General features: G+C 71.2%; 20 protein-coding genes. 10 read left to right on the top strand and 10 right to left on the bottom strand.

The annotated features are described in order from the left end of the window. Positions 1-62 precede the first annotated feature (62 nt). Positions 63-3413, top strand: a complete 3351-nt coding sequence (locus ACH436_RS14740) for a DUF5979 domain-containing protein (RefSeq protein ID WP_430560937.1) — start codon at positions 63-65, stop codon at positions 3411-3413. A 31-nt stretch (positions 3414-3444) separates the two neighbouring features. Here the strand turns inward: ACH436_RS14740 and ACH436_RS14735 are convergent, their stop codons facing one another. The 5 genes from ACH436_RS14735 to ACH436_RS14715 form a co-directional block, all read right to left on the bottom strand. Beyond that, the gene (locus ACH436_RS14735; RefSeq protein ID WP_430560936.1) at positions 3445-4368 is read right to left on the bottom strand and encodes an ornithine cyclodeaminase family protein; all 924 of its coding nucleotides are present in this window, start codon (positions 4366-4368) and stop codon (positions 3445-3447) included. Beyond that, the gene (locus ACH436_RS14730; RefSeq protein ID WP_430560935.1) at positions 4365-5702 is read right to left on the bottom strand and encodes an MFS transporter; all 1338 of its coding nucleotides are present in this window, start codon (positions 5700-5702) and stop codon (positions 4365-4367) included. Before ACH436_RS14730 ends, ACH436_RS14735 begins: the two co-directional genes overlap by 4 nt. A gap of 113 nt (positions 5703-5815) precedes the next feature. Next, entirely contained in the window at positions 5816-6511 is a 696-nt protein-coding gene (locus tag ACH436_RS14725) for a GntR family transcriptional regulator (protein WP_430560934.1), read from the bottom strand. Positions 6512-6728: 217 nt separating this feature from the next. Then, a complete protein-coding gene (locus ACH436_RS14720; RefSeq protein WP_430560933.1) occupies positions 6729-9446 on the bottom strand; it encodes a polysaccharide lyase family 1 protein in 2718 nt (905 codons plus the stop codon). A gap of 215 nt (positions 9447-9661) precedes the next feature. Beyond that, positions 9662-10519 carry a hypothetical protein gene (locus tag ACH436_RS14715; RefSeq protein WP_430560932.1) on the bottom strand — a complete coding sequence of 286 codons (858 nt, stop codon included), beginning with the start codon at positions 10517-10519 and terminating at the stop codon, positions 9662-9664. A gap of 184 nt (positions 10520-10703) precedes the next feature. Here ACH436_RS14715 and ACH436_RS14710 point away from each other — a divergent pair, with 184 nt between their 5' ends. Beyond that, positions 10704-11261, top strand: coding sequence for a small multidrug efflux protein (locus ACH436_RS14710; RefSeq protein ID WP_430560931.1), 558 nt, complete (start codon positions 10704-10706; stop codon positions 11259-11261). Between the two features lie 48 nt (positions 11262-11309). Here ACH436_RS14710 and ACH436_RS14705 read toward each other — a convergent pair whose 3' ends face one another. Beyond that, complete coding sequence (locus ACH436_RS14705) at positions 11310-12281, bottom strand: helix-turn-helix transcriptional regulator (protein ID WP_430560930.1); 972 nt, start codon at positions 12279-12281, stop codon at positions 11310-11312. Positions 12282-12344: 63 nt separating this feature from the next. Between ACH436_RS14705 and ACH436_RS14700 the strand changes: the two genes are divergently transcribed. Then, entirely contained in the window at positions 12345-13457 is a 1113-nt protein-coding gene (locus ACH436_RS14700; protein ID WP_430560929.1) for an epoxide hydrolase family protein, read from the top strand. Positions 13458-13707: 250 nt separating this feature from the next. On the opposite strand, the gene ACH436_RS14695 is transcribed toward ACH436_RS14700, so the two are convergent. From ACH436_RS14695 to ACH436_RS14680, 4 genes are all read right to left on the bottom strand, one after another. Next, positions 13708-14751, bottom strand: coding sequence for an alcohol dehydrogenase catalytic domain-containing protein (locus tag ACH436_RS14695; protein ID WP_430560928.1), 1044 nt, complete (start codon positions 14749-14751; stop codon positions 13708-13710). After that, positions 14748-16124, bottom strand: coding sequence for a four-carbon acid sugar kinase family protein (locus tag ACH436_RS14690; RefSeq protein ID WP_430560927.1), 1377 nt, complete (start codon positions 16122-16124; stop codon positions 14748-14750). Before ACH436_RS14690 ends, ACH436_RS14695 begins: the two co-directional genes overlap by 4 nt. Further along, a complete protein-coding gene (locus ACH436_RS14685; protein WP_430560926.1) occupies positions 16124-17389 on the bottom strand; it encodes a RuBisCO large subunit C-terminal-like domain-containing protein in 1266 nt (421 codons plus the stop codon). Before ACH436_RS14685 ends, ACH436_RS14690 begins: the two co-directional genes overlap by 1 nt. A 65-nt stretch (positions 17390-17454) precedes the next feature. Continuing rightward, the gene (locus ACH436_RS14680; protein ID WP_430560925.1) at positions 17455-18480 is read right to left on the bottom strand and encodes a 2-keto-3-deoxygluconate permease; all 1026 of its coding nucleotides are present in this window, start codon (positions 18478-18480) and stop codon (positions 17455-17457) included. Positions 18481-18618: 138 nt separating this feature from the next. Here ACH436_RS14680 and ACH436_RS14675 point away from each other — a divergent pair, with 138 nt between their 5' ends. From ACH436_RS14675 to ACH436_RS14645, 7 genes are all read left to right on the top strand, one after another. Further along, positions 18619-19455 (top strand): GntR family transcriptional regulator, encoded by an 837-nt coding sequence (locus ACH436_RS14675; RefSeq protein WP_430560924.1) that lies wholly within the window; start codon positions 18619-18621, stop codon positions 19453-19455. A gap of 209 nt (positions 19456-19664) precedes the next feature. Beyond that, complete coding sequence (locus ACH436_RS14670) at positions 19665-20720, top strand: LacI family DNA-binding transcriptional regulator (protein ID WP_430560923.1); 1056 nt, start codon at positions 19665-19667, stop codon at positions 20718-20720. Continuing rightward, a complete protein-coding gene (locus ACH436_RS14665) occupies positions 20717-21664 on the top strand; it encodes an ABC transporter permease (protein ID WP_430560922.1) in 948 nt (315 codons plus the stop codon). Before ACH436_RS14670 ends, ACH436_RS14665 begins: the two co-directional genes overlap by 4 nt. A gap of 40 nt (positions 21665-21704) precedes the next feature. Beyond that, entirely contained in the window at positions 21705-22634 is a 930-nt protein-coding gene (locus ACH436_RS14660) for a carbohydrate ABC transporter permease (protein ID WP_430560921.1), read from the top strand. 40 nt (positions 22635-22674) lie between these two features. Then, positions 22675-24291, top strand: a complete 1617-nt coding sequence (locus tag ACH436_RS14655; RefSeq protein WP_430560920.1) for an ABC transporter substrate-binding protein — start codon at positions 22675-22677, stop codon at positions 24289-24291. Continuing rightward, positions 24288-25685, top strand: a complete 1398-nt coding sequence (locus ACH436_RS14650; protein ID WP_430560919.1) for a glycoside hydrolase family 32 protein — start codon at positions 24288-24290, stop codon at positions 25683-25685. The genes ACH436_RS14655 and ACH436_RS14650 overlap by 4 nt, the downstream gene beginning before the upstream one ends. Next, positions 25682-26596, top strand: a complete 915-nt coding sequence (locus ACH436_RS14645) for a carbohydrate kinase (protein ID WP_430560918.1) — start codon at positions 25682-25684, stop codon at positions 26594-26596. The genes ACH436_RS14650 and ACH436_RS14645 overlap by 4 nt, the downstream gene beginning before the upstream one ends. Positions 26597-26599: the final 3 nt, after the last annotated feature.

The raw sequence follows: 26599 nt of genomic DNA, 5'->3' as shown, positions 1-26599 counted from the left end.
TCGGGGGCGGCACATTGAGAAGCACGGGTGGTTCGGCGGGGCGCAGGACGACGAGCGGCCTCGTGGCCGCCGCGCTCGCGCTGGGTGGGCTGGTCGGCCTCGGCGCCCAGACGGCGACGGCACCGGCGGCCGCCGCGGCCGAGGGCGACATCAACCCGTTCTCGTCCGCGGGCGGGTTCACCGTCTACGCCCAGCGTGACGCGGTCGTGGCCAACCAGGAGCTCGAGGGCTCGCTCGCCGCCGGGCGGAACCTCACGGACACGACCCTCGCCCAGTGGGCCGTGATCCACGTGGCCGCCGGCACCGCCGACTACACGATCCCCACGGTGGACGGCGACCCGACGCGTCTCCTCATCGGGCGGTTCGACCCGGACACCACGCGCAACGTCGGCCAGGTGAACGTCACCAGCCGCGGGGCGACCACCCCGGAGAACGTCGGCACGCTCAAGACGGTGGACCGCGACCTCGGGCCGTTCCGCACGGAGGCGCGGGGCGAGGGCTGGGTGCGGCAGTCCGTCGCCGGCAACCCGCCGCTCATCGACGCCACCGCGCAGACCTACCCGGCGGACGCGGAGCCGCCCACGGGCGGCAACACCTCGATCTTCACCGAGCAGACCGGTGACACGCAGGACGTCGTGGCCGGGTACGTGCAGGCCGCGCAGGACGCGACCCTGGACGAGTCCACCCAGTGCCTCGCGACGATCACCGACCCGGACGGCCACGACGCGAACCACGTGACGGTCGCCGAGGACGTGGGCTCGCGCAAGGTGCTGTCGCCGCTCGCGTCCGACCGCCCCAACGTCGTGGCGTACGAGGACGTCGTGGGCGCCGACCTCCTCCAGTTCTCGGCGGGGAGCGCCGTGCCCGGCCGGCAGAACCCGCTGATCATCCGTGTGCCCGCCGGGACCACGGAGGTGCAGGGGGTGCGCGTCGACCCGCAGGGCCAGTACTCGCCCTACATCCTGTGGGACCTGTCGGCCGTCACCGGCGACGTGACGGTCGCCCACACCGGCGAGCGCATGGACGGGTCGGTCTTCGCGCCGAACGCCGACGTGACGGTCGACGCCGCGCCGCTCGACGGGCAGGTGATCGGGCGGGACGTCACGATGCGGGGCGGCGAGGTGCACTCGTTCCTGTTCGCCGGGACGGTGCCGTGCGGCGAGCCGCACGGCACGTTCGAGGTGTCCAAGGAGCTGGACGGGATCGACGCCGACGACCTCCCCGACGGCACGACGTTCCAGGTCGACTGGACCGCGACGTCGCCAGCCGGCGAGGTGCTCGGCACCGGCACGCTCCGCCTGCCCGCCGACGGCAGCCCCGTCCGCCCGCAAGACGTCGACGGGACCCTGAGCACCTTCCCCGTCGGCACGGTCGTGACGTTCGACGAGCAGCCGCCCGGCGACGTGCCCGGCTGGGACTGGGTCGGCACGTCCGTCTCGCCGTCCTCTCTCACCATCACGGACGAGGGCGACGGCGTGGCGAGCGCGGCGGTGACGAACGCGGCGGAACGGACCCGTGGCACCTTCGAGGTCGTCAAGACCGTGGTCGCCACGATGGACGACCCGGTCCCCGTGGACGCCGGCACCACCGTCACCGTGGGGTGGACGGCGGTGGACCCGGAGGGCATCGAGAGCCGCGGCACCATCGAGCTCGTCGCCCGGGAGGACGGCACGTTCGAGCCGGAGGGCCCCGTCGACGAGGCGGGGGAGGCGGTGACGTTCCCGGTCGGCACCCAGGTCACCGTCGCGGAGACGGACCGGGGCGTCCCGCCCGACGGTGCCTTCTGGGGCACGGAGTCGTGGAGCCCGGGCACGACGATCACCATCGAGCGCGAGAACCAGGTGGTCGAGGACCAGGTCACCAACTTCCTCCTCGCCGAGAGCCCCGAGCCCGCCGAGGCGCGGTTCAGCGTGGTCAAGGTGCTCGACGTCGACGGGCCGGTGGACCCGGACCTGCAGTTCTCGGTCGAGTACACGTTCGACCCGCCGGGTGGGACGCGGGAGGCCCGCCAGCGCGAGATCGCCGTGGGCGACCCCGTGACCGTCTCGACGCTCCTGGACGGCGAGCCGATCCCCGACGGCGCCACCGTGTGGGTGCGCGAGCCCGAGCCGCTGTTCGACGAGGGCATCACCTGGCAGGACCCGGTCCTGTCGGTCGACGGCGAGCCCCTCACCGACCCGGACGAGGACGGCTTCTACCCCGTGGAGCTCACCGGCGGGGAGACGATCGCCCTCGAGGTGACGAACGTGGGGCACGTGCCCACCGGCTCGTTCACCCTGGCCAAGACGCTCGAGGGGCCGGACGGCGAGGACGTGCCGGAGGACCTGGAGTTCACGGTCGCGTGGACCGCGACCTTCGTGGACGGGACGACGACCAGCGGCTCCACGTCCCTGGCGCCGGACGGCGAGCCGGTGACCCCGGCCGACGCCGACGGGGACCCGATCGACTTCCCGGCCGGCACCACGGTGACGTTCGAGGAGCCGACGCTCCCCGACGTGCCCGGCTGGGAGTGGAGCACCCCGACGATCTCCCCGTCGCAGATCACGGTGGGCGACGGCGAGGCCGCCGCCGTCACCGTCACCAACTCCGCCGACGTGGAGCACGGCACGTTCGAGGTCTCGAAGGCCATCGAGGGCGCCGACCCGGGCGACGTGGGCGCGGACGGCTTTGACGTCCCCTGGACGGCGACGCTGCCCGACGGCAGCACCGACGAGGGCGTGCTGCGCGTGCCGACCGACGGGACCGCCGCCGCCCCGGACCGCGACTTCCCGGTCGGGACGACGGTGCGTGTCACCGAGGAGCCGCCGTCCGACGACCTGCTGCCCGACGGCTGGACCTGGGCCGTGCCGACCTGGACCCCGGGCAGCAGCCTGACGATCGACGAGGGCACCGGCACCACCGCGTTCACGGTGACGAACTCGGCCGTCCCCACCACGACCCTGCGCGTGGAGAAGCTGGTCGAGGGCACCGACCTGCCCGACGGCACCCCCTTCCCGGTCGAGTACCGCGTGGACGAGGGCCCCGTGCAGACGGGTGACCTGGTGCTCGGTGACCCGTTCGTCGCCGACGACGTCCCGCTGGGCACCACGGTCGAGATCCGCGAGGCCGACCCGCCCGGCGTGGAGGGCGCCACCTGGGACGCGCCGCGCTGGGCGATCGACGGTCAGCCGCTCGAGCCCGACGACGACGGCTGGGTCGTGATCCACGCGAACGACGGGCGCGTGAACACCGTCACGCTCACGAACACGGCCCGCCCGACCACTCCCGACCAGCCGGGGACGCCCCAGCAGCCGGACACCCCTGGAGCGCTGCCGGAGACGGGCTTCGGCGGAGGGCTGCTCCCGCTGCTCGCGCTGGGGCTGCTGCTCCTCGGCGCCGCCGCCCGCCTCGTGGCACGGAGGCTCCGGGCCTGACCTGCTCGGCAGGGCCCGCCCGACGGCCCGCTCAGGCCTCGCCAGCGACCGCGACGCCGATCGCGACGGCGAGGTCCTGCCACGACATGCCCGACCCCTTGAAGACGTTCGGCCGGTCCGTGGCCCGGGCGTGCCCCCGCACGACGTCGGCCAGGGGCACCAGGTCGCCCGTGCTCAGCGCGCCCTCCTCGACGGCGAGCACGACGTCGCCGCACTCGCGCATCGCGGTCGCGCGGTCCTCGACGACCACGAGCGCCCGGCCCATGAGCCCGGCGTCCAGCTCCCGCCGGTCCGGCTCGTGGGAGCCGATCGCCACGACGCACGCGCCGTCGCGCACCAGGGCCCCGTCGAAGAGGGGCTCGCCCGCCGACGTCGCGCACACCACGAGGTCGGCGTCGGCGACGTCGGCCGTGCTCCCGGCGCGGGCCGGGAGGCCCCGCGCGGCCAGCGTCTCGACGGCCCCCGCCAGGCGGCCCGGGTCGCGGCCGACGAGCGCAACGTCGTCCAGCGCGCGCACCGCCGCCATCGCGACCGCGTGCTCGACGGCCTGCGGCCCGGTGCCGAGGACGACCAGCCGGCGGGCGTCCGGCGCGGCGAGGTGGTCCGCCGCGACGGCCGACGTCGCGGGCGTCCGCAGCTCCGTGAGCGCCGACCCGTCGACCTGCAGCCGCGGGGTGAGGGTGGCGGCGTCGAGCAGCAGGTAGGTCGCCTGGATGCGCGGCAGCCCGCGAGCGGGGTTGCCCGGCGCGACGGAGGCGATCTTGACCCCGGCCCAGTCGCCCAGCACCGACGGCATGAGCAGCAGGTGCCCCGCGCCGGCGGCCACCGACGACCGTGCCGGGTCGTCGGCGGGGTCGAACCCGTCGCGCAACGCCCGCTCGACCAGCCGGCGGGCGTCGTCGGGCCCGACGCGGCGGCGCACCTCGTCCGCGTCGACGAACGGCAGCCCGGTCACGCGGCCACCGCCTCGCGCGCCTCGCGCTCCTCGATCCGGGCCCGCTCGAGGCGCACGACCCGGCCCGACAGGGACACGGCGACGAGCGCGACGGCCGCGAGGCCCACCATGTACACCGCGATCGGCCACCACGCGCCGTCGAACCGCGCGAGGAGCCAGGTCGCGAGGAGGGGCGCGGTGCCGCCGGCGAGCGCCGCGCCGATCTGGTAGCCGAGCGTGACGCCGGTGTACCGGACGCGGGTGGTGAAGGTCTCGGACATCAGGGTGCCGAGAGTCGCCGTCACCGGCGGCCACACGATGCCCAGCCCGAGGACGACGGCGGCGTACACGGCCCAGTCCACGCGCAGGTCGAGCAGCAGGAAGAACGGTGCTGCGAAGACGGCGATGAGCACCGTGCCGCCGAGGAAGACGGCGGGGCGGCCCAGCCGGTCCGAGAGCCGGCCCATCGCCAGGATCGCGAGGGTGCTGACGAACGCGGCGGCGCTCACGGCGTTGAGCACCACGGACTGCTGCATGCCGAGGGTGCCGGTCGCGTAGCTCACGACGAAGGTGGCGAAGATGTAGAACGGGCCGGTCTCGACGACCTTGGCGCCGACCGCGACGAGCACCGAGCGCCAGTGGTCGCGCAGCGTGTCCTTGATCGGGAGCTTGGCGACGTTGCCGCTCTCCTTGGCCTCGCGGAAGGCGGGGGTCTCGGCGAGGCCCTTGCGGATCCACAGCCCGACGAACACGAGCACCACGGAGGCGATGAACGGCAGCCGCCAGCCCCAGCTCTCGAACGCCGCGGTGGGCAGCGAGCTGACCAGCGCGAACGCGATCGTCGACAGGAGCATGCCGATGGTGACGCCGGTCTGCGGCACGGAGCCGAAGAAGCCGCGGCGGTTCTTCGGTGCGTACTCGTAGGCGAGCAGCAGCGCACCGCCCCACTCACCGCCGATGGCGAGGCCCTGGATGATGCGGCAGAGGATCAGCAGCACGGGGGCGAGGACGCCGACCTGCGCGTACGTGGGCAGCAGGCCGATGGCGATCGTCGCGCCGCCCATGAGGGAGAGCGTGATGACCAGGGTCTTCTTCCGGCCGATCTTGTCGCCGATGTGGGAGAAGACGATGCCGCCGAACGGGCGGATGAAGAAGGTCAGCGACAGCGACAGGTACGACAGCATCAGCGAGACGGCCGGGTCGTCCGTCGGGAAGAACTGCTTGTCGAAGATCAGGGCTGCCGCGGTGGCGTAGAGGAAGAAGTCGAACCACTCGATCGCGCTGCCGGAGAGGCTGCCGACCAGCACCCGGATGTTGGTGGCCGGTTTCCCGACCGTGGACTGCTGCGAAGTCACGTGCCTGCTCCCGTCCGGCCCACCACGTCGGGGGCCTCGAATGCGGTGCAACGTACAATTGCACCGTCAGGCGACGCAAGGGCTTCCCGTGTCGTGAGCAGGGCGTCTCCGGGTCAGCCGGCGGCGGGGGCGCCGTCGGCGGTGCCCGCCGTGGCCCGGGACGGCTCGGCCGTTCCCTGCCCCGACCAGACGTCGCGCACATGCTGCAGGTGCCGGCGCATCCACGCCTCCGCGCCCGCCGCGTCGCCCGCCTCCAGCAGGTCGAGCAGCTCGTGGTGCTCCCGGATCGTGGCCACCAGGCGCCCCTGCTCGTGCAGGCTCTGCAGCCCGAGCAGCCGCGACATCCCGCGCAGCCGGCGGACCTCCTCGACCAGGCGTTCGTTCCCGGCCAGGGCCAGCACCTGGGTGTGGAAGGCCGTGTCCGCCGCGACGAACTCCTGCAGCTCACCGGCGGCCGCCGTCGCGTCGATGCGGTCGGCGAGCGGGCGCAGGGCCTCCACCTGGGCGGGGGTCGCCAGGGCTGCGACCCGCGCTACGGTCGGCGCCTCGATGAGCTCCCGGACCTGCAGGATCTCCTCGAGCGCGACGTCGCTCAGCTCCACCACGCGGTAGCCGCGGTGGCGCAACGTCTCGACCAGTCCCTCCCGGGTGAGCTCCATCATCGCCTCGCGCACCGGGGTGGCCGAGACGCCCAGCCGCTGGGCGAGCGCCGGGGCCGAGTAGATGGCGCCCGGCTCGAGCTCGCCCGCCACCATCGCCTCCCGCAGCGTCACCAGGACGCGGGCACGGATGCTGTCGGGCACGTCCATCGACCCCAGGATCGACGGCCTGCCACGACTGCCCGCACCGGCGCTCATCTGGTGTCTCCTGGCCTCGACGTCACGGACGTGGCCAGGATGCCACGGGTCCGCTACGGTGTGCGCAGAGCGGACGGCCGCGCACGGGACCGGCCGGCCCGTCGGAGGGGTCGACGGGCCGGCCGGGGTCGGGGCGACGGCACGACCGTGCCGTCAGGGACGGGTCAGCTCAGCCGAAGGTCACCTCCAGCGAGCCGTCCGCGGCGAAGGACCAGTCCAGGTCGCCCGCGTAGGCGCCGCACGCGGCGCCGTCGGAGCCGGACCAGAACTGGTTGGTGCCGTCGTCGCTGCCGACGATCCGGTCGTTGGAGCCGCTGTCGCACGAGACGTTGCCGCTGAACCGGTGGCTGCCCTCGTCGAAGTTGAAGTTGCGCTCCTCGTTGCCGATGCTCACGTTGTCGCTGACCGTGATCGAGCCCGGGTTGCTGTTGTACGTGAGCCCGTGCTTGCCGTTGTGCCACGCGATGCTGCCCGTGATGACGTGGTCCACCGGGATGTCCTCGCCGCCCAGCTTGTAGCCGTTGCGGTCGCCGCTGCCGGCCTGCGAGCCGTCCGACAGGGTGCCGTTCTCGTAGGAGAGCGAGTCCTCGATCGTCACCACGCCGATGGGGCCCGTGTCGGACTTGGCGTACAGGTCCCAGCCGTCGTCGATGTTGTTGTGGGACACGCAGTCCCGGAACACGTTGCCCTCGCCGACCGTCAGCTTGGCCGCGAAGCCGTCCGCGTCCTCGCCGTCGGAGTCGACGTTGTCGTAGGACTCCGAGGAGAGCACCAGGTTTCGCGCCGGCCACTCCGCCTTCGGCGCGCCCGCGACCAGGCGGGCGATCTGCAGGCCGGTGTCGGCGTTCCCGCGGGTGACGACGCGCTCGATCACGTTGTCGTCACCGCCGAGCAGGATCCCGTTGTCGCCCGAGTTCTGGACGGTGATGCCGTACACGTGCCAGAAGTTGCCGCCGATGGCGAGACCGCGGTTCGCGGAGTCCTCGGCCTGGGCGGAGAAGTCGAGCACCGGCTTCTCGCCCGGGTAGGCGGCCAGGACGGTGCGCGCCGACGACGTGCCGTCGTTGCCCGGCTCGATGGTCACCGTGTCGTCGAGGTCGTACTGGCCGCCGCGCAGGAAGATCTGCCCGCCCGGCTCCACCGCGGCGATGGCCGCGGGGAGCGTCGTCGGGTCGGCCTCGGTGCCGGCGGCGGAGTCCGTGCCGTCCGGGGACGCGACGATGGCGCCCGGTCCGGGCTCCGGCGCGCCCGTCACCGGGTCGGTGGGGTCGGTCGGGTCGGTGGGATCCGTCGGGTCGGTCGGGTCCGTCGGGTCGGTCGAGCCCTGGTCGGCGTAGGTCTCGAGCTCGGCGACCTTCGGCGTGCCGGAGGCGCTGGTGATCTCGAGGTTCAGCTTGCTCAGGGTGGTCGTGGGCAGGTTGACGACACCGGCCCGGGTGCCGGTCGCCAGCACGGCGCCGGTGTCGTGGTTGACGATGCGGTAGCCGGTGATCGTGCCTTCGGATCCGGGAGCCTCGACGACCCTGGCCTGCGCCACCGTCTGCGGGGTGGCCCACTTCACCGACACGCGGCCGGTGCTGCTCGAGGGCGACCAGGAGGTGCCGAGGTCGCCGTCGACCACGTTGCCGTAGCTGGTGCCCGAGGCCTTGCTCGAGCCGTCCGCGCCCGCGCCGAGGCTGAGGTTGGTCCCGCTCGGCTCCTCGGTCGGCGGGTCGGTGGGCTCGGTGGGCGGGTCCGTGGGCTCCTCGGTGGGCGGGTCGGTGGGCTCCGGCGTCTGCGCCTCGCACGAGCCGTCGGACACCTTGAGGCCCGTGTTCGCCCCGGCGGTCGCCGCCACGACGTCGGGCACGCACCCCGCGTCGTCGAGCGCGTAGTCGTAGGGGATGCCGACGGTCGTCGTGGACGTCGGGTTCGGGCCGGCGGGGTTGTTGTCCTCGCCCGGCTCCGACCAGGTGACGTTGTCGAAGGTGTTCCCGGCGACCTGCCAGTAGCCCGGCAGGTCGGTGTAGAACGTGCCGAGCACGTCCTTCGAGTCCTGGAAGTAGTTGTTGTCGACCTTCGCCTTGCCGCCGGCGCGGGCATTGATGCCCGACTCGTGGATGTCGACGTAGTGGTTGTTGTAGATGTGGGCGGTCGCCCCGCGCAGCAGGGGGAGGCGCGAGTCGATGTTCTCGTAGAGGTTGTGGTGGTAGGTGACGGGCCCGTTGCCGAGGTCGCTGTCGCCCGACCCGACGAGGCCGCCGCGGCCCGAGCCGCGCAGGATGCTGTACGAGAGCGTCACGTACGTCGTGTCGCCCTTCATGTCGAAGAGGCCGTCGTAGCCCTCGGACTCCCCGCCGGACGCCTCGAGCGTCACGTGGTCGGCCCACACGTTCGAGACGCCGGACTCCATGCCGATCGCGTCGCCGCCGTTCGACGTCGGGGACCCGGACTTCTTGACGTTCTTGACCGTGACGTTCTGGATGATGATGTTGCTGGCCTCGCGCAGGTGGATGCCCACCTGGTCGAACGTGGCGCCGCTGCCGACCCCGACGAGCGTGACGTTGCTGATCTGCTTGAGCTCGATCACGCCGTCCGCGGTGTTGCAGCTGTCTCCCGAGACCTTGCTGGTGTTGCCGTGGTTGATCGTGCCCTCGACCTGGATCGTGATCGGGGTGTCCTCGGACGCTCGGCTGCACAGCGCCTCGTGGATCTGGGTGCCGGTCGTCGCCCGGACCACGGCGCCTCCGGCGCCGCCCGTCGTGCCGCCGTTCTGGGTGGCGAACCCGGTCGGGCCGCTCTCCGCCGCCTGGGCACCCGGGAGAGCCAGAGCGGTCACTCCGATCGCGGCGGCCAGGGAGGTCGTCACCCCCGCCGCCAGGAGTCGTCGTGCTGCTGTCCGTCTCATCTTGCTGCCTCACCTTCGTCGTCGAACGCGGGACCTGCGGGCCAGTGCCGGGCCCTCCCGCGCGGCGGGACGACCGCTGTCCGGGACCCACGTTGGTCACGAACAGATCACAGCAACCGGTTTCTTGACCGTAGGGGACCGGTTTCCCGGAGCGCAACCCCCAATTTCACCCCGTCGTCGCCCGAGGCGCTCTTGACGGACCAGAGCCGGATGCGTCAGGCCGCGGGTCCCGCGGTCCGCCGCGCCCACCCCGCCAGGAGGTCGACCACCTGCACGCGCGGGTCGCACCGCGAGTCCACCTGCCGCACGCCGAGGAGCGGCGGGGGAGCCGGCGAGACCGCCGCCGCGAGGGTCGCGGCCAGGACGGCGGTGCGCTGCGGCGTCAGCGCGCTCTGCTCGTCGTGCACGACGGCGACCGAGCGGCCGCCGCGGCTCCACCGCAGCACCGTCTCGGCCAGCGCGGGCACGAGCGGCTCGAGCGGCGGCGGGACGGCCGGGTCGCCGTCGAGCAGGCGGTCCAGCACGCTGACCACGTCGCGCCGGGACAGCCCCGCGAGCCCGGGCACGCCGTCGGCCACGACGCCCGGGACGAGGGCGAGGAACCGGTCGACCGCGGCCGGGTCCGGCCGACGCCGGTGCTTGAGGTGCGTCATCGCGACGAAGGCCGCCAGGACGTCGGTGCGCCCGCGCAGGACGGCGGCGGCGCGGCCGTGGTCGCGGCCGAGGCGCGTCCCGTCGAGGTAGGACGGCTCGCCCGTGAACAGGTCGAGCACCCGGCCCGCGACGTGGTCGCGCTTGTGGACGACGTGCACCGTCGAGCGGCCCGCCAGCTCGGACAGGAACCACGCCACCGCCTCCGGCTGCCCCGGCCGCAGCAGCAGGTGGGCCTTGTGCTCCGTCGCACCCCGGTGGTGAAACCGCGAGCGGAGCGTGGCCAGCACGGCGGCCGCCTCGTCCCGGGTGAGGTCCGCGGACGCGTGCGCGATCACCGGCGACGCCGGGTCGAGCAGGTTGGTGCCGGAGAACCCCGACTCGTCGCACGCGATCTCGACGACGACGGCGGGCCCGGGCATGACGTCATCGTGGCGCGGACGGTCGCGGGCCACCAGCGCTCCCGACGCCGCGCATGACACCTGTCATGCCCGGTCCGGGAGGCCCGCACGGGAACCGGTGACGCGCAGCACTACCTGGCGGCCGGAACCGCCGGTGGACTGGGTACATCACCCCGCACCGCTCGACACCCCTACGGAGGACCGCATGAACCTCGTCGCCACGTTCCAGGACCTGGTCGCCCAGGTGCCCGACCTGGTCCAGCCGCTCATCGTCGCCGTCGCGGCGATGGTGCCGTTCATCGAGGGGGAGGGCGGCGCGACCATCGGGATCCTCGGCGGGATCAACCCCGTCGTCGCGGCCGTCGCCGCGATGGTCGGCAACTTCCTCGCCGTCGCCGCCGTCGTGCTGGCCAGCGCCGGCGCCCGCAACGCCGTCGTGAACCGCCGTCGGGCCAAGACCCGGCAGCGCAGCGCCGTCCTGGTGGGCTCCGGGCCCGCGCAGGCCACCGCGGGCCCCTCCTCCCCGGCGGACGACCGCCGCAGCGCCCGCCGCGCGAAGTTCCAGCGCGCCTACGAGCGCTACGGCGTCCCCGGCGTCAGCCTCCTGGGCCCGCTGCTGCTGCCCACCCACTTCACCGCCTCGATGCTCGTCGCGTCCGGCGTCGGCAAGGCCCGCGTGCTCGTCTGGCAGGCGGTGGCGATCATCGGCTGGACCACGGTCACCGCCGTCGTCGCCAGCCGGTTGCTGAACCTCGTCTACTGAGGTCGTCGCCGCGCGCTGCGCGAAGCATTGGCGCGATGAATTCCGCACTCACCGGTCGGGGACGGGTGGGGTCGAGCGCGCGTAGCGCGCGGTCAGACGGCGGAGGTGTGCGACGAGCTCCGGCGGGCCGGTGACGTCGAAGTCCGCGTCGAGCAGTCCCAGGTACGCGCCGAGCGTCTCCACGGTGTCGGCTCCGGTGTCCAGCACGCACGTCTGATCGTCGATGCGTTCGACGACGCCCACCGCCGGGCTGATCCGCATCCCCACCACCTCGGCAGGGGCGTGCACGGTGACCCGCGTCCGGTATCGCCAGGCGGCGGCGGAGACCCGGCTCGACACGTACGCCGCGACGTCGTCGGGCAGCTCCCGCGGGGCGAACCGCGGACCGGTAGGGACGCGCGGCCGCATCCGGTCGACACGGAAGGTCCGCCAGTCGTCCCGGTCCAGGTCCCACGCGAAGAGGTACCAGCGGCGGCCCCAGCTCACCAGCCGGTACGGCTCGACGGCGCGGACGGTAGCCGCGCCGGAATGGTCCGCGTAGTCGAACCGGAGCCGCTCGCGGTCGCGGCAGACGGCGGCAAGCGACGTCAGGACCTCCGTGTCGACGGTCGGCCCCGTGTCGTCGCGGGGCACAGGCACCGTGTAGGTCTGCAGCGTGCCGACCCGGCGGCGCAGCCGGGAGGGCAGCACCTGCTCCAGCTTGGCCAGCGCCCGGAGCGACGCCTCCTCGATGCCCGCGATGGCGTCACCCGTGGCCGTGCGGAGTCCCACGGTGACCGCTACCGCCTCGTCGTCGTCGAGCAGCAGCGGCGGCAGGTTCGCACCCGCGCCGAGGCGGTAGCCGCCCACGTTCCCGCGTGTGGCCACGACCGGGTAGCCGAGGTCCCGCAGACGCTGGACGTCGGCGCGCACGGTCCGCCCGCTCACCCCGAGCCGCTGGGCCAGCTCGGGACCGGCCCAGTCGCGCGGGAGCTGGAGGAGCGAGAGCAGGCGCAGGAGCCGCGCGGAGGTCTCCAACATGGCACCAAGATTCGCACGCCATGAGGAAGCAAGTCTTCCTCATAGGCCGCCAGAGTGGGATCCATGGACATCAACGAGTACCGCATCGACATCCCCCAGGCCGACCTCGATGACCTCGACCAGCGCCTCTCCCGCGTGCGCTGGACCAACGAGCTGCCCGACGGCGGCGCCGACTACGGCGTGTCGCTCGAGTACCTGCAGGGTCTGGTCCGGCGCTGGCGCGAGGAGTACGACTGGCGCGCCTGGGAGGCGCGGCTCAACCGGTACCCGCAGTTCACCACGACCATCGACGGGCAGAACGTGCACTTCATGCACGTCCGCTCTCCCGAGGCGGAGGCGACTCCCCTGCTGCTGACGCACGGCTGGCCGACGACGGTCGTCGAGTACCTGGACGTGATCGACCGCCTGAGCGACCCGCGGGCCCACGGCGGCGACCCGGCCGACGCTTTCCACCTGGTGATCCCGTCGGTGCCCGGCTTCGGCTTCTCGGGCCACACCACCGACCGGGGCTGGAACCGGTACCGGATCGCGCAGGCGTGGGCCGAGCTGATGCACCGCCTCGGGTACGAGCAGTACGGCGCGCACGGCAACGACGGCGGCTCCCTCATCTCGCCCGAGGTCGGGCGCTGCGACCCCGACCATGTGCTCGGGGTGCACGTGACCCAGGTCTTCTCGTTCCCGTCCGGCGATCCCGCCGAGCTGGAGAACCTGTCGCCGGAGGACCGGAAGAACGTCGAGTTCCTGGCGTGGTGGCTGGAGAACGGCGGCGCGTACGACAAGCTGCAGTCGACCGCCCCGCAGACTCTCTCGCACGCGCTCGCGGACTCTCCGGTGGGGCAGCTCGGCTGGAACGCACAGCTGCTCGGCCCGAACCTCGACCCCGACTACGTGCTCACGAACACGATGATCTACTGGCTCACCAACACGGCGGCGTCGTCCGCGCGCCTCTACTACGAGGACTTCCACGCCACGGACAAGCCGACCGAGCCGACCACCGTGCCGCTGGGGCTGGCCAACTTCGCCTGGGACTTCCACTCGATCCGCGCGTTCGCCGAGCGGGACCACAAGAACATCGTGTCGTGGAACGTCTACGACACCGGCTCCCACTTCGCGGCGCACGACGCGCCCGACCTGCTGGTCGACGACATCCGCGGGTTCTTCCGCAGACTGCGCTGAAAGGCGTCGGGTCGACCGTCGCCCACAGCCGGACCGCACCTCCCGGAACGCAGAAGGTCCCGGCCAGGAGTACCTGACCGGGACCTTCTCTTCACGTCACGTCACGTGGGTGGTTCCCGAAAGTCGCTGACCGGTGCGGAGACCGTTACCGATGCGAGGCCGAGCACACCTCGAGGCCCCCGCCAGGCACACCGTCCCTTGTCGGTGATTGCTCTGGCGTCTCCTAGGTCGTCGGCCACGGGGACCGAGGTCAGGGCAGCTGCGGCAGGAGCAGCACCTTGCCGGCATCGCCGCTCAGGAGGCCGACGGCCTCATCGGCGTCCCGCAGGGACATCCTGTGGGTGATGAGTTGGGAAAGGTCGACCCGACCGGACTCCACGAGCAGGAGCAGCTGCTCCCAGGTGTCCCAGAGCCTGCGGCCGAAGATGCCCCGCAGCGTGATCCCCTTCTTGTTGATGTGGGCGGCGATGTCGATCGGTGCAGGCTCGCTGGGGTGTCCGACGGTGACGAGAGTCGCCTCGCGGCGCAAGGCGTCGAGGATGCGGGGCAGCACGCCGCGGACACCGGAGACCTCGAAGGCGACATCGAATCCTCCGCGGTCGCCGGCGAGCTTCCGGCACAGCGAGACGACGTCGTCTGACGGTTCCACGACCGTGGCACCGACCTGCTCGGCCTGCCCGCGGCGGAAGGGGTTGGGCTCGACCACGACGACGTGAGCGGCGCCCATGGCGCGGGCGATCTGTGCGATGACCAGGCCGACAGGCCCGCTGCCGTTGACCAGGACGTTCTGGCCGGCGACAGCCAGACCGGAACGCTGCACGGCGTGCATGGCGACACCGGCCGACTCCAGGAGGGCGCCGCTCTCGAGTGAGATCGACTCGGGCAGGCGGACGCAGACATCCTCTGGAAGCGCGACGCGCTCGGCGAAGAGCCCGTCGATGTGCATGCCGATGATCTGGGTGCGCTCGCAGGTGTGGGCGCTGCCCGTGCGACACGGGAAGCACCGGCCGCAGACGAGGTGGCTCTCGAACGCGACCCGGTCTCCGACGGCGACGGACGTGACACCGTCGCCGACCGCCGCCACGGTGCCTGAGCCCTCGTGGCCGAGGACCACGGGCAGGTTGAGGCCGAACGCCTGCGCGGACGGCGTCCACTCGTAGAGCTCTCGATCCGTGCCGCACAGCGATGCGGCGGCGACCTCGATCAGGACCTGCCCGGGTCCGGCGGTCGGTTCGGGCCAGTCCTCCCGGTACGTGAGCCCGGCCTCGGCGGTGGTCTTGACGACGGCTCTCATGATGTCCTCTCGGCGGCGTGGGTGGCAGTGTCTGGGGTGGGGCCGGCTGCGGAGCCAGCGCCGGCGTGTGGTTCGCGCACATGGCCGGCGAAGCGTCGGAAGAGGTCTGAGCCACCGACCTGGCCCCCCTTGAGCAGCAGGCGGCACCCGGCGACGTCCGAGTCCTCGTCGGTGGCGCAGACGGGGCCCGCGACGACGAACTGGTCGCGCACGCGCAGCTCTCGCACGCGAAGGGCCAGGAGTGCGTGGCTCGAGGTGTCGCCACCGCAGATGACCACGTCGCGCGTCAGGCCCTGGCGAGCCATGGTGCCTGCGAGTCGGCCGATCGTCCCGCCCACCTGGGCGGCGGACCGGGAACGGCCGGCATCGAGACGGGGATCGCTCGGGCCACGGGTGGTGTGCGCGACGACGTCCCGCCCGGAGCGCAGAGCCGCCGTGACCGCTTCGACCCAGGCGCCTTCGGGAGCGGTACCCGGCGCCGCGGCCACGAGCGCCTCGGGCGGGATCGCCACGTCGGCCCACCCGGCTGCGACAGCGTCGTCGATCTGTTCGGCGGTGGTCGCGGATGCCGACGCGCTGACCACGAGCGTCGGGCCGCCGGAGGCCATCGGGGTGGCCTCCGGTGCGGTCCGGCTGCCGGCGGTGCGGGCGAGGGCTGCCATGATGCCGCCCGACCCGACCACCAGTGCCGGGCTCTGCGACGGGTGCGATCGCCACAGCGCGTCGGCGACCCGGTCCAGGTGCGCTTCCTCGACGGCGTCGAGGACGAAGGCCGCCGCATCGCCGCCGCTCAGCTCGTCCCATCTGTCCATGAAGCTGCCGTCGCCGTAGGCGGGCAGGTGGATCGCCGGCGGCACGGCGCCGTCGGACAGCTGGGTCGACAGGACGAGTCGGAGGTCGGCCTCCGACATCGGCGTCGCTGGGTGCCGGGACATCACCGGGTGACGGTCCAAGCGGTGCGCTTGGCCACCGTGGACGCCGAAGTGCTGGCTGAAGGCGGTGTATCGACCGAAGCCTGGCTGGGCCGGGACCACGGGGATCGGCCCGTGGGCGGGGAAAGCCTCGTGCAGCAGCTCGATCGCGCGACCGATGCTGCCGACGGTCGGCGACGAGTCGAACGTCGAGCAGACCTTGTAGATCAGCACGGTCGGTGACAGGGCAGCCAGCGGTGCGAGGCTGCTGCGAATGGCCTCGTCCAGCTCCCGCCCGGACAGCGAACGCGCCGGGCCGGCGATACCGACGACGTCGGCGTCGCGGGGAATCGCCCTGGTGGGGTCGAGGACCAGCATCGCCTCGAGCCCTCGGGCGTGAGCCTGTGCAAGAACGTCTGCCGCTCCGGTGAGGTCGTCCGCGAAGAATCCGATCCGAGCCATCAGGAGACCGCCTCGAAGGCGTCCACGGCGTGCGCGAGTGCAGGGTCACCGTCTTGCTGGCACCGCTGCGCGCCGTCCTGCAGGGTGTGACCGGCGACCGCCACGTCCCATGCCTGGCGCAGGCTTCGGACCCCGGCGGCGGGCCCGTCGGGATGAGCGGCGATGCCGCCACCGGCCAGCATGAGCACGTCCTGCGAGCCGAGGGCGTCGAAGGTGAGACCGGCAGTATGGACGTTCTGGCCGGACGACAGCGTCGGCACCGGCTCCTCGCCGTGGCCGAGGGGTGTCTGGAGACTGCGGATGTTGGCGACGACCTCCTCGTCGCGCTCGTAGAACTTGCTGCCCAGTCCGCTCACGTGCAGGTGGTCCGCACCCGCCAGCCGTGCCAGCTTCTGCCAGGCGCGATAGTCCACGCCGAGGCCGGGATGGCGCATGGAGGCCGCGAGGCCGGCCCGGTGCCCGTGGATGGGCACCTCGGCAAAGGATCGCAGGAGCTCCAGCGCTGGGATGCCCATGACAGGAACGTTGAGCATGACGCAGCTGCCCCCGGCCTCGACGACGAGGTCGTGGCGCCGTCGCAGACCCTGCAGGTCACCGGTGATGTTGAACGCGTACATCGTCGGGTGGCCCGTCGTCTGCTCGGCAGCCCGGATCTCCTCGGTCGCGACCCGGACCCGCGTCTCGAGCGGGAGATATCCAGGGTCGGTCATCAGCTCGTCGTCCTTGATGACGTCGATGGACGCGCGAGCCAGCTCGCGGACCACCGCGCGGTACTCGTCCTCGGCCAGGCCGACGTTGGGCTTGACGATGGTGCCGATCATCACGCCGGAAGGCCGGTTCAGGAGCTTGCGCGTGCCACGCACGCCGAACGCAGGCCCGGGGTGGGCGTCGGCGAAGGCCTCGGGCAGGTGGATGGTGGTGAGCCGGCAGGCGTAGAGCTGACTCAGCTCGAACAGGTTGCCGGCGACCATGGTCAGGACCGTGGCCAGGTCCGTCCCGGCGTTCTCCATCGGGAACTCGACGACGACCTCGGCCGCCGTGACCCGTTCGGGCATCGTGCGCGACGGGAGCGATGGCGGGACCTCTCCGAGCTCGCGGACCGCGACCACCTCGGCGCCGTGGCGCTGCCGGAGGCGGTCCGACTCGCCGGGTACGGAGACGAAGGTCCCGCTCGACTGCTCGCCGGCCAGCCCTGCCGCGGCCTGGGCCGGGTCGACGGCGGACTCGATGTAGTAGGTGCAGGTGATCCGGCGCGGGTCGCGCATGGGCCCTCCTGGTGTGGGGTGGTCGATCGCGGCAGGTCTCGGGGAGACGCGAGGGGCGGGCGTCGCTACGACGCGAGGGCGGTGGCACGAAGGTCCTGCGTCGAGGTGTCGTCCTTGAGACCGCCCGCACGCTTCATCACGAACGCGGCCACCGTCGGGGCCAGCAGGGCTGTGACGAGCACCGCAGAGGCGGCCTGCGAGGCTGCGGTCGCGACGAACGGGGCGAATGTCGGGTCGGCTGCGGCGACGACCGCGGGCACGGCCACGGCGTTTCCTGCCGTCGTCCCCGCGGCGAAACCGATGCCGCTCTGCGGCCCGCGCCGTAGCAGGAAGCGGTAGCCGAGGTAGGTCAGACCGCCGGTGAGCAGGACCACGCCCACGCCCAGGGCGACGCCCCACAGACCGCCGGTCAGGACGGTGCGCACGTCGATGCCGGTGCCCACGGCGAAGGACATGAACGGGATGACGACGTTGGGCACTGATCCGAGCACCGCGGTCCACTCCCGGTCGACCTTGCCGATCACGAGCCCCACGACGAAGGGGACGATCGCCGCGACGAGCGCGATGATCGGGATGTCACCGAGACCCGAGGCACCCAGGAAGATCAGCGCGAGGAACGGTCCGTCGTCGAACGCGCTGGCCACGTAGGCACCGCTGTCGCGCTCGTCCCCGTATCGGCTGGCGAACGCGAGCCAGAGACCGCCGTTGCTGTTCCCGAAGATCGTGATGAGGGCGAGAATGGAGACTCCGGCGAGCCCCTCGATCCCGACGGTGAGGCCCAGCAGCACGCACAGGGTGATGGGTACGAGCGTCTTGGCCAGGAGCACGACGAGCGTCGTGCCGGCGGCAGCCTTGCCGCTCTTGCTCCCGGTGATCTGGGCGCCGGTGGCCACGATCAGCACCGCGATCAGGGTCAGCGTTCCGTCGCGGAAGAGAGCCGTAGTGAACCCGCCGATGCCGAGGGCGTCCGGGAAGAACGTGTTCATCAGGACCCCGCAGACCAGCGGGATGATCATCAGGCCACCGGGGACCTTCGCCATCCATCGGAACATGGGGAAGATCGAGCGGCTCGGCAGGGCTTCGGTGCTCATGCGTGCTCCGTCCAGACAACTTCGTCCGTACAATTAGTACGTACAAGATGACCGACCCGGCGCCGCCTGTCAAGATCGTCCGACCGAGGCGCGACCGTCACGGTGCCGCTTCGGACGAACACAGGGAGAATCAAGCCGATGACGCACCCCCTCTCCGCGCTCGACCGAGCGGCGCCGTCGCCGTTGTACGCGCAGATCCGTGATGCGCTCCGCCAGCAGATCGAGAGTCACTCGATCCCGCCCGGAACCCTCCTGCCCACCGAAGAGGAGCTGCAGGTCCAGTACGGCGTCTCCCGCAGCGTCGTGCGCCAAGCGCTCGGCGAGCTCGCCGATCTGGGCCTCATCACCCGACAGCGCGGACGCGGAAGCGTCGTCGCACCGGCCCCGGAGCATCGCCGGCGCGCCGAGCAGGCCGGCGGCCTGCGCCAACAGGTCGCGGCCACCGGTCGACACCTACGAACTCGCGTGGTGACTCTCGAGGTGATGCCCCCGCCGGCGGCGGCAGCCGAGGCCCTGGGCACCGGGACGACATGGAGGCTCGAACGGGTCCGCTTCGTCGAGGACGAGCCGGTGATCTTCATGCGCACGTGGCTGCCTCACAGGCCGTTCAGCAGCTTGACCGCCGCAGGGCTCGACGGCGGCTCCCTCCACGAGTGGATGCGATCGACCGGGACCGACCCCATCGGCGGCCCGCGTCAGGTACAGGCCGTGCCCGCGGACGAGCTCGTCGCCGAACACCTCCAGATCCCGGTAGGCGCCCCCGTCCTCCTGCTCGAAGGCGTCACGCGCGACGCGACAGGGCGAGGAGTCGAGTGGTTCTCCGCCTGGCACGGGCCCAGCACCGTCTTCGACGTCGACGCCCGCGTCGGGCCCGACCAGACGGGCTTGAGCACGGGTTGGTCGCAGACGACGGATGCACGACTTGCCGAAGCGCGTGGGATCGTCCGAGAGCTCGCCGCCATCCTCGAAGCGTGATCACGACGCACGCTCGTGGGCGACAGGTCACCAGCGTTTCAGGTGGCCGCTGACGAGGATGCACGCGCGACGAACGCGCACCCTGGAGACCGTCGGTACGTCCGCCTCGATCGGGCATCTTGACACGACCGGGCCATGCTTCTAACGTTCTGGCAGCGCACAGGTTATACGAATGACGCCAAGGTTGACGTCCGACGCACAGGGAGGTGATGACCATGCCACGCGGCGCGAACAGCTCGTCCAAGCAGCCGACGATGTGGGACGTCGCCAGCCTTGCAGGCGTCTCACAGGCGTCGGTCTCGCTCGTTCTCAACGGCGGCGGGAGGGGGCGGGTATCGGACGCCACGCGCGAGCGGATCATGGACGCGGTGCGCGAGCTGGACTACCGCACCAACGCGTTTGCCAAGTCGCTGCGCAGCGGGGAGTCCGGCCTGATCGGCTTCATCTCGGACGAGGTCGCCAGCGCGCCGTTCGCTGGGCGCCTCCTGAAGGGGGCTCAGGAGCTGGCCTGGGAGACCGGGCACGTCATCTTGAGCGTCGACTCCTTCGGCGACGACGCCCTCGAGAAGGCGGCGATCGACATGATGCGCTCCTACCGCGTGCGTGGAGTCGTGTACGGATCGATGTATCACCGTGTGGTGCGGCTTCCCGCCGCCCTGCAGGACATCCCGGCGGTGGTCCTCAACGCGAGGGAGGCGGACGGCGCGGTGCCGAGCTTCTTCCCCGACGAGGAGCTGGGCGGCTACACCGCCACGCGCCACCTGCTCGACGCCGGTCACACCCGGATCGCGATGATCAACATCCAGCCCCCCGAGAGCGACCTCCCCGCCGGTATCGGGCGGATGGCGGGGTACCGCCGTGCGCTGGACGAGGCCGGCGTGGAGTTCGATCAGCGGTTGGTGCGCCATGGGGGCGGTGTGGTCGAGGACGGCCTGGCACTGACCCGCGATCTCATGGAGGGCCCGGTCGTGCCGACCGCGATCTTCTGCGGCAACGACCGCACCGCCTGGGGGGCCTACCGCGCCCTGGAGTCCCTCGGCCTACAGGTCCCCGACAACTGCTCGATCGTCGGTTTCGACGACCAGGAGACGCTCGCTCCGTACCTGGACCCTGGGCTGACGACCGTCGCGCTGCCGTTCGAGCAGATGGCGCGCAGCGCCCTGGAATCTCTTCTCGGGGCACGCTCCGAGAAGACGGACAACCATCCGATCGAGTGCTCACTGATCCCTCGGGGATCGGTGGCGAGTGCGAAGGTGCACGAATGACAGCTCAAGCAGAGGCCCCACCGAGGCCTGTCGCGCGCCGCACGCCCTGGTGGCGGCGCGCGCTGAGGTCCTGGCAGTTATACGTACTACTTACTCCGGCCGTCGCCTACGTCCTGGTCTTCAAGTACTGGCCGATGTTCGGCGCGCAGATCGCCTTCCGGGACTACAACCCGGTGGACGGGTTCACGGGCAGCCCGTGGGTCGGCCTGGAGCACTTCACCCGTTTCGTCGAGTCGTTCCAGTTCGAGCGCCTCATGGTGAACACCCTGACGGTAAACGCGCTCGGCCTGCTCATCGCTTTTCCCGTGCCGATCATCCTCGCGCTGATCGTGAACCAGCTGGCGAGCGATCGGTTCAAGAAGTTCACGCAGACCGTGCTCTACGCGCCGTCGTTCATCTCCGTCGTCGTGGTCGTAGGCATGATCTACCTGCTGTTCTCGCCACGGTCGGGGATCGTCAACAACGCGATCACTGCATTCGGCGGCGAGCCGGTCTTCTTCATGGGATCGCCCGAGTGGTTCCGCCCCCTCTACATCGGGTCGGACATCTGGCAGAACGCCGGGTTCTCGATGATCGTCTACCTGGCGGCGCTGACCGCGATCGATCCGGCGCTGCACGAGGCTGCACGTGTCGACGGGGCGAACAAGTGGCAGCGAATGTGGCACATCGACATCCCCGGAATCCTCCCGGTGATCACGATCTTGTTCATCCTGGCGATCGGAAACCTCTTCAACCTCGGATTTGAAAAGGTCCTGCTGATGCAGACCGACCTCAACCTCCCGACGTCCGAGGTCATCCAGACCTACGTGTACAAGACCGGCCTGCAGGGCGCCCAGTTCAGCTACTCCGCCGCGATCGGGCTCTTCAACTCCCTCATCAACCTCGCCCTCCTGCTGACCTTCAACTGGGTCGCGCGGCGGGCCAACAAGACGAGCCTGTGGTGATGACGCCATGACAACCATCCATCCCCCCGTCGAGAAGACGGTGCCGGCCGCGGACGCGAGCACGCAGCGCCCTCGGCCTCGGCGGCAGCGCGAATCCGGTGCCGACAGGGCCTTCACGATCGTCGTGACCGTCACGCTGCTGTGCGCGATCCTCGTGATCCTCTACCCGCTGTACTTCGTCGTCGTCGCGTCGGTCAGCGAACCGTCCGCAATCCTCAACGGTGACGTGTGGCTGTGGCCCCGAGGACTCACCTTCGAGGGCTATGCCCGGATCCTGTCCGACCCGGGGATCCTGCGCGGCTTCGCCAACTCCGTGCTCTACACCGTGGTGGGGACGGCGATCAGCGTCGCCACGATCCTCTGCGGCGCCTACGCGCTCTCCCGCCGCGACCTGTTCGGCCGCACGTTCTTCATGCTGTTGTTCGTCATCACGATGTTCATCGACGGAGGCCTCATCGCCAGGTACCTGGTGGTGCAGGAGCTCGGGATGCTCAACACCATGTGGGCCGTCGTCCTACCGGGCGCGGTCGGCGTGTGGAACCTGATCATCGCGCGGACGTTCTTCGAGAGCAACGTCCCCGACGAGCTCCGTGACGCCGCTCAGCTCGACGGCGCGAACGACTTCCGTTTCTTCTGGCGGATCGTCCTGCCGCTGTCGAAGCCGTTGATCGCGCTGATGGTCATGATCCACCTCGTGGCGAACTGGAACGCGTTCTTCGACGCGCTGATCTTCCTCGACGACGAGAACAAGTACCCGTTGCAGCTCGTGCTGCGGAACATCTTGATCCAGTCGGAGGTCTCCGCTTCCGGCGGCGCAGGTGCCGTCGATTCCTATGCGGCAGCACAGCGTATGGGCGAGCTGATGAAGTACGGAATGATCGTCATCTCCACGATTCCGCTGCTCGTCGCGCTGCCTTTCATGCAGAAGCACTTCACCAAGGGCGCCCTGCTCGGCGCCGTCAAGAGCTGACTTCCTTTCATTCACCATGGCAATCGCGAGGAGCGAACCGATGAGACACAGCCGTTTTGTCATCCCTGCCGTCACGACCGTCACCCTGCTGGCCCTGGCCGCCTGCAGCGGCGGGTCCGAACAGGTCACCGAGATCGAGGACGCGTCCGCCGACTACGGGCTCAACACCGAAGGGCTCCCGATCGTCGACAAGACCCTCACCCTGAGCTTCGGCGGCTCGAAGTCCGCCCTCGCGCCGGACTACTCCGAGATGGAGCTCGTCCAGCAGTGGGAGAAGGACACGAACATCGCGATCAACTGGGAGAACCTGCCCGACCAGGTCTACCAGGAGAAGAAGAACCTCATGCTGGCCTCCGGTGACCTCCCGGACGTGCTGTTCAACTCAGGTCTGACCGACGCCGAGGTCGTGGACAACGGCACCAACGGCACGCTCCTGCCGTTGGAGGGCCTCATCGACGAGCACGCACCGACCCTCAAGAAGATCCTCGACGAGCGCCCCGACATCCGGGCGGCGATCACCGCCTCCGACGGGCATATCTACACGCTGCCGTCGGTCGAGGAGCTGGGCATCCTGCCGTACCCGAACTTCCTCTTCATCAACAAGACCTGGCTGGACAAGCTCGGGCTGGAGATGCCGCGCACTTTCGAGGAGTACCACCAGGCGCTCGAGGCCTTCGCCACCGAGGACCCCAACGGCAACGGCAAGGCCGACGAGATCCCCCTGAGCTTCCGCCCCGACTCGTTCGCCGCCAATCCCTGGGACCTCATCACCGCGCTCGGAGGGCAGCCCGAGAACAACGACCACAGGATCGTGCGTGACGGGAAGGTCGAGTTCACGGCGAACACCGACGAGTACCGCGCCGGGGTCAAGGGGCTCGGGGAGTGGTACGCCGACGGGCTCATCGACCCTGAGTCCTTCTCCCAGGACGACGTCGCCTACCTGGCCAAGGGCAAGGCCGACACCCCGGTCCTGGGCTCGTTCTTCTGGTGGGAGCTCGAGGAGATGGTCGGTACCGACCGCCTGGACGACTACGCGATCGTGGGCGTCCTCGAGGGCGTCGACGGCCAGCAGCGCGCGTCGGTGACCAACAACCAGGAGATCAGCCGCGGGGCCATGGCCATCACGCGGGCCAACAAGTTTCCGGTGGCCACGATGCGGTGGGCGGACCGGCTCTACGACCCCGTCATGTCGGCCGAGACCGCGTGGGGGCCGATCGGCGTGACCCTCGAGAAGGACCCCGAGTCCGGTCTCCTGGTACAGATCCCCGCCCCGGAGGGGACCTCCGAGGGGGAGCGTCGTCAGCAGGTCGCGCCGATGGGACCCCGGATCACCACGGCTGAGGACTTCGAGACCGTCGTCGCCCCCGAGCCGCGCGCCGCGGACCGACAGAAGCTCGTCAAGGAGTACTACGAGCCGTTCGCGGCCAACGAGAAGTACCCCCCGGTCCTGCTCTCGAACGACGAGCTGGACAAGGTCTCCTACCCGGAGACCGATATCAAGACCCTCGTCAAGGAGAAGTTTGCCGCCTGGATCGTCGACGGCACGATCGACGGCGAATGGGACGGGTACGTCTCCCAGCTCCAGAGCCTCGGGGTGGACGAGGTCACCGCGACCTACCAGCAGGCCTACGACCGCTTCATGGAGACCGATCAGTGACAGACACCACCGTCGACCGGGCGCAGGATCGTGCCGCCACGCGCCTGCGCCCGGTCGCGCATTTCACCGCCCGCGACACCTGGCTGAACGACCCCAACGGCCTGGTGTTCCACGACGGCACCTGGCATCTGTTCTTCCAGAACAACCCGCACGGTGACACGCACGGCAACATGTCCTGGGGCCACGCGACGTCCCCCGATCTCGTGACGTGGACCGAGCGGCCCGTCGCGATCCGGCACACCCACACCGAGGAGGTCTTCTCCGGCAGCGCCGTCGTCGACGACAAGAACACCGCGGGCTTCGCCGGACCCGGACAGACCGCGCTCGTGGCGATCTACACGAGCGCGTACCGGCCCGCGCACCCCGCTCTCGCCGGCCGGCAGGCGCAGTCCCTCGCCTACAGCCTCGACGACGGGCACACCTGGACCCGCTATGAAGGCAACCCCGTGCTCGACCGGGAGAGCGCACACTTCCGCGACCCCAAGGTGTTCTGGTACGACAGCGCGGACGGCGACGGCTACTGGGTGATGATCGCCGTCGAGGCCGTCGACCGCCAGGTCGTGCTGTACCGGTCCGACGACCTCAAGCGGTGGCACCACCTGTCCACATTCGGACCCGCGCGCGCCACCGGTGGCGTCTGGGAGTGCCCCGACCTGTTCCCACTGCCCGTCCGCGGGACCGACCGCACCCGCTGGGTCATGATCGTCAGCCTCAACCCAGGCGGTGTCGCCGGGGGCTCCGGCGTGCAGTACTTCGTCGGCGACTTCGACGGCACCGTCTTCACTCCCGACCGACCGGGGGACGGGCCGTCCGACGCCGACTGGCTCGACTACGGGCGCGACTACTACGCCCCCGTCTCGTTCAACGGCGTCGCGGACGGCAGGCGTGTCACCGTCGGGTGGGCGAGCAACTGGGACTACGCGAACGAGACCCCCACCTCGCCGTGGCGCTCGACGATGTCGCTGGCCCGTGAGCTGGACCTCGTGCGGACCTGCGACGGGCGGGATCGTGTCGTCCAGCGGCCCGTGCTCCCCACGGAACGCCTCGACGGGCTCGTGGTGCACGAGCTCGAGATCCCGGCCGACAGCGGACGGCGCCACGAGATCGTGCTGCACGGCGACGGGCCCGACGTCGTCGTCCTCATTGTGGACCCGGCCGAACGGACCCTCACCAGCGACCGCCGCCGCAGCGGGGACGTCGACTTCCATCCTGCCTTCCCGTCCGTCGACACGGCACCGCTGGGCGAGGTCGGGTCGTCCGTCGACCTGACCGTCGTCGTCGACGGGTGCGTGATCGAGGTCTATGCCTGCGGTGGGCTCACCACGCTCACCCAGCTCGTGTTCCCGAGCGCCCCGCTCACGCAGGTCGCGGTGCGCGAGGTTGCTGCGCCGTGAGCGAGTTCCTGGTCGTGGGCGAGGCTCTCGTCGACATCGTCGAGGACCGCAGCGGCGCCCGAGCGCACCACCCAGGGGGGAGCCCGGCCAACGTCGCGCTCGGTTTGGCGCGGCTCGGCGGGTCGGTCGATCTGCTGACGTGGCTCGCGCGCGACCAGGCCGGCGCCGGCGTCGTCGACCACCTCGAGGCCTCCGGCGTCACCGTCCTGCCGGAATCGCTGGGTGGGTCCCGCACCTCGAGCGCCCTCGCGCGCCTCGACGCCGACGGCGGCGCGACCTACGAGTTCGATCTCGAGTGGCACCTCGCCCCGGCCGTGCCGGGGCACGACGCACGCGTGGTGCACGCGGGCTCGATCGCCGCGGTGGCGGACACCGTGCCGGCCGACGCCCTGCTGCGCATGGTCCACGACGCGCGACGGTCCGCGACGATCACCTACGACCCCAACCTGCGGCCGTCGATCATGGGCGACGCCGAGGCGGTCCGGGCGCGCGTCGACGCGCTCGTCGCCGCCGCCGACGTCGTGAAGGTGAGCGAGGAAGACCTGGGTTGGTTGCACCCGGACGCCGCACCGCTCGACGTCGCCTCCTCGTGGGCGGACGACCTCGGGTGCGCTGTCGTCGTCGTGACCCATGGCGGTCGAGGGGCGACAGCCGTCCGGGCACACGGCCACCCTGTGGTGACGCCGGCACGGCCGGTGACCGTCGTCGACACCGTCGGCGCGGGCGACTCGTTCATGAGCGGGCTGCTCGCCGCCCTGCACGGCCGCGGCCTGACCGGAGCGGACCGGCGCGACGCGCTGCGCCGCGTCGACACAGCGGCCCTCGAAGCCGTCCTTGACTTCGCCTCCCGGGCGGCCGCCGTCACGGTGAGCCGCGCCGGGGCGAACCCGCCGCACCTGGCGGAACTCTGAAGA

This window comes from Isoptericola sp. NPDC019693 (assembly GCF_044389085.1).
Taxonomy (GTDB): domain Bacteria; phylum Actinomycetota; class Actinomycetes; order Actinomycetales; family Cellulomonadaceae; genus Isoptericola.
The sequence above is the reverse complement of the archived record's forward strand: the minus strand, read 5'-3'. Positions and strand labels throughout refer to the sequence as shown.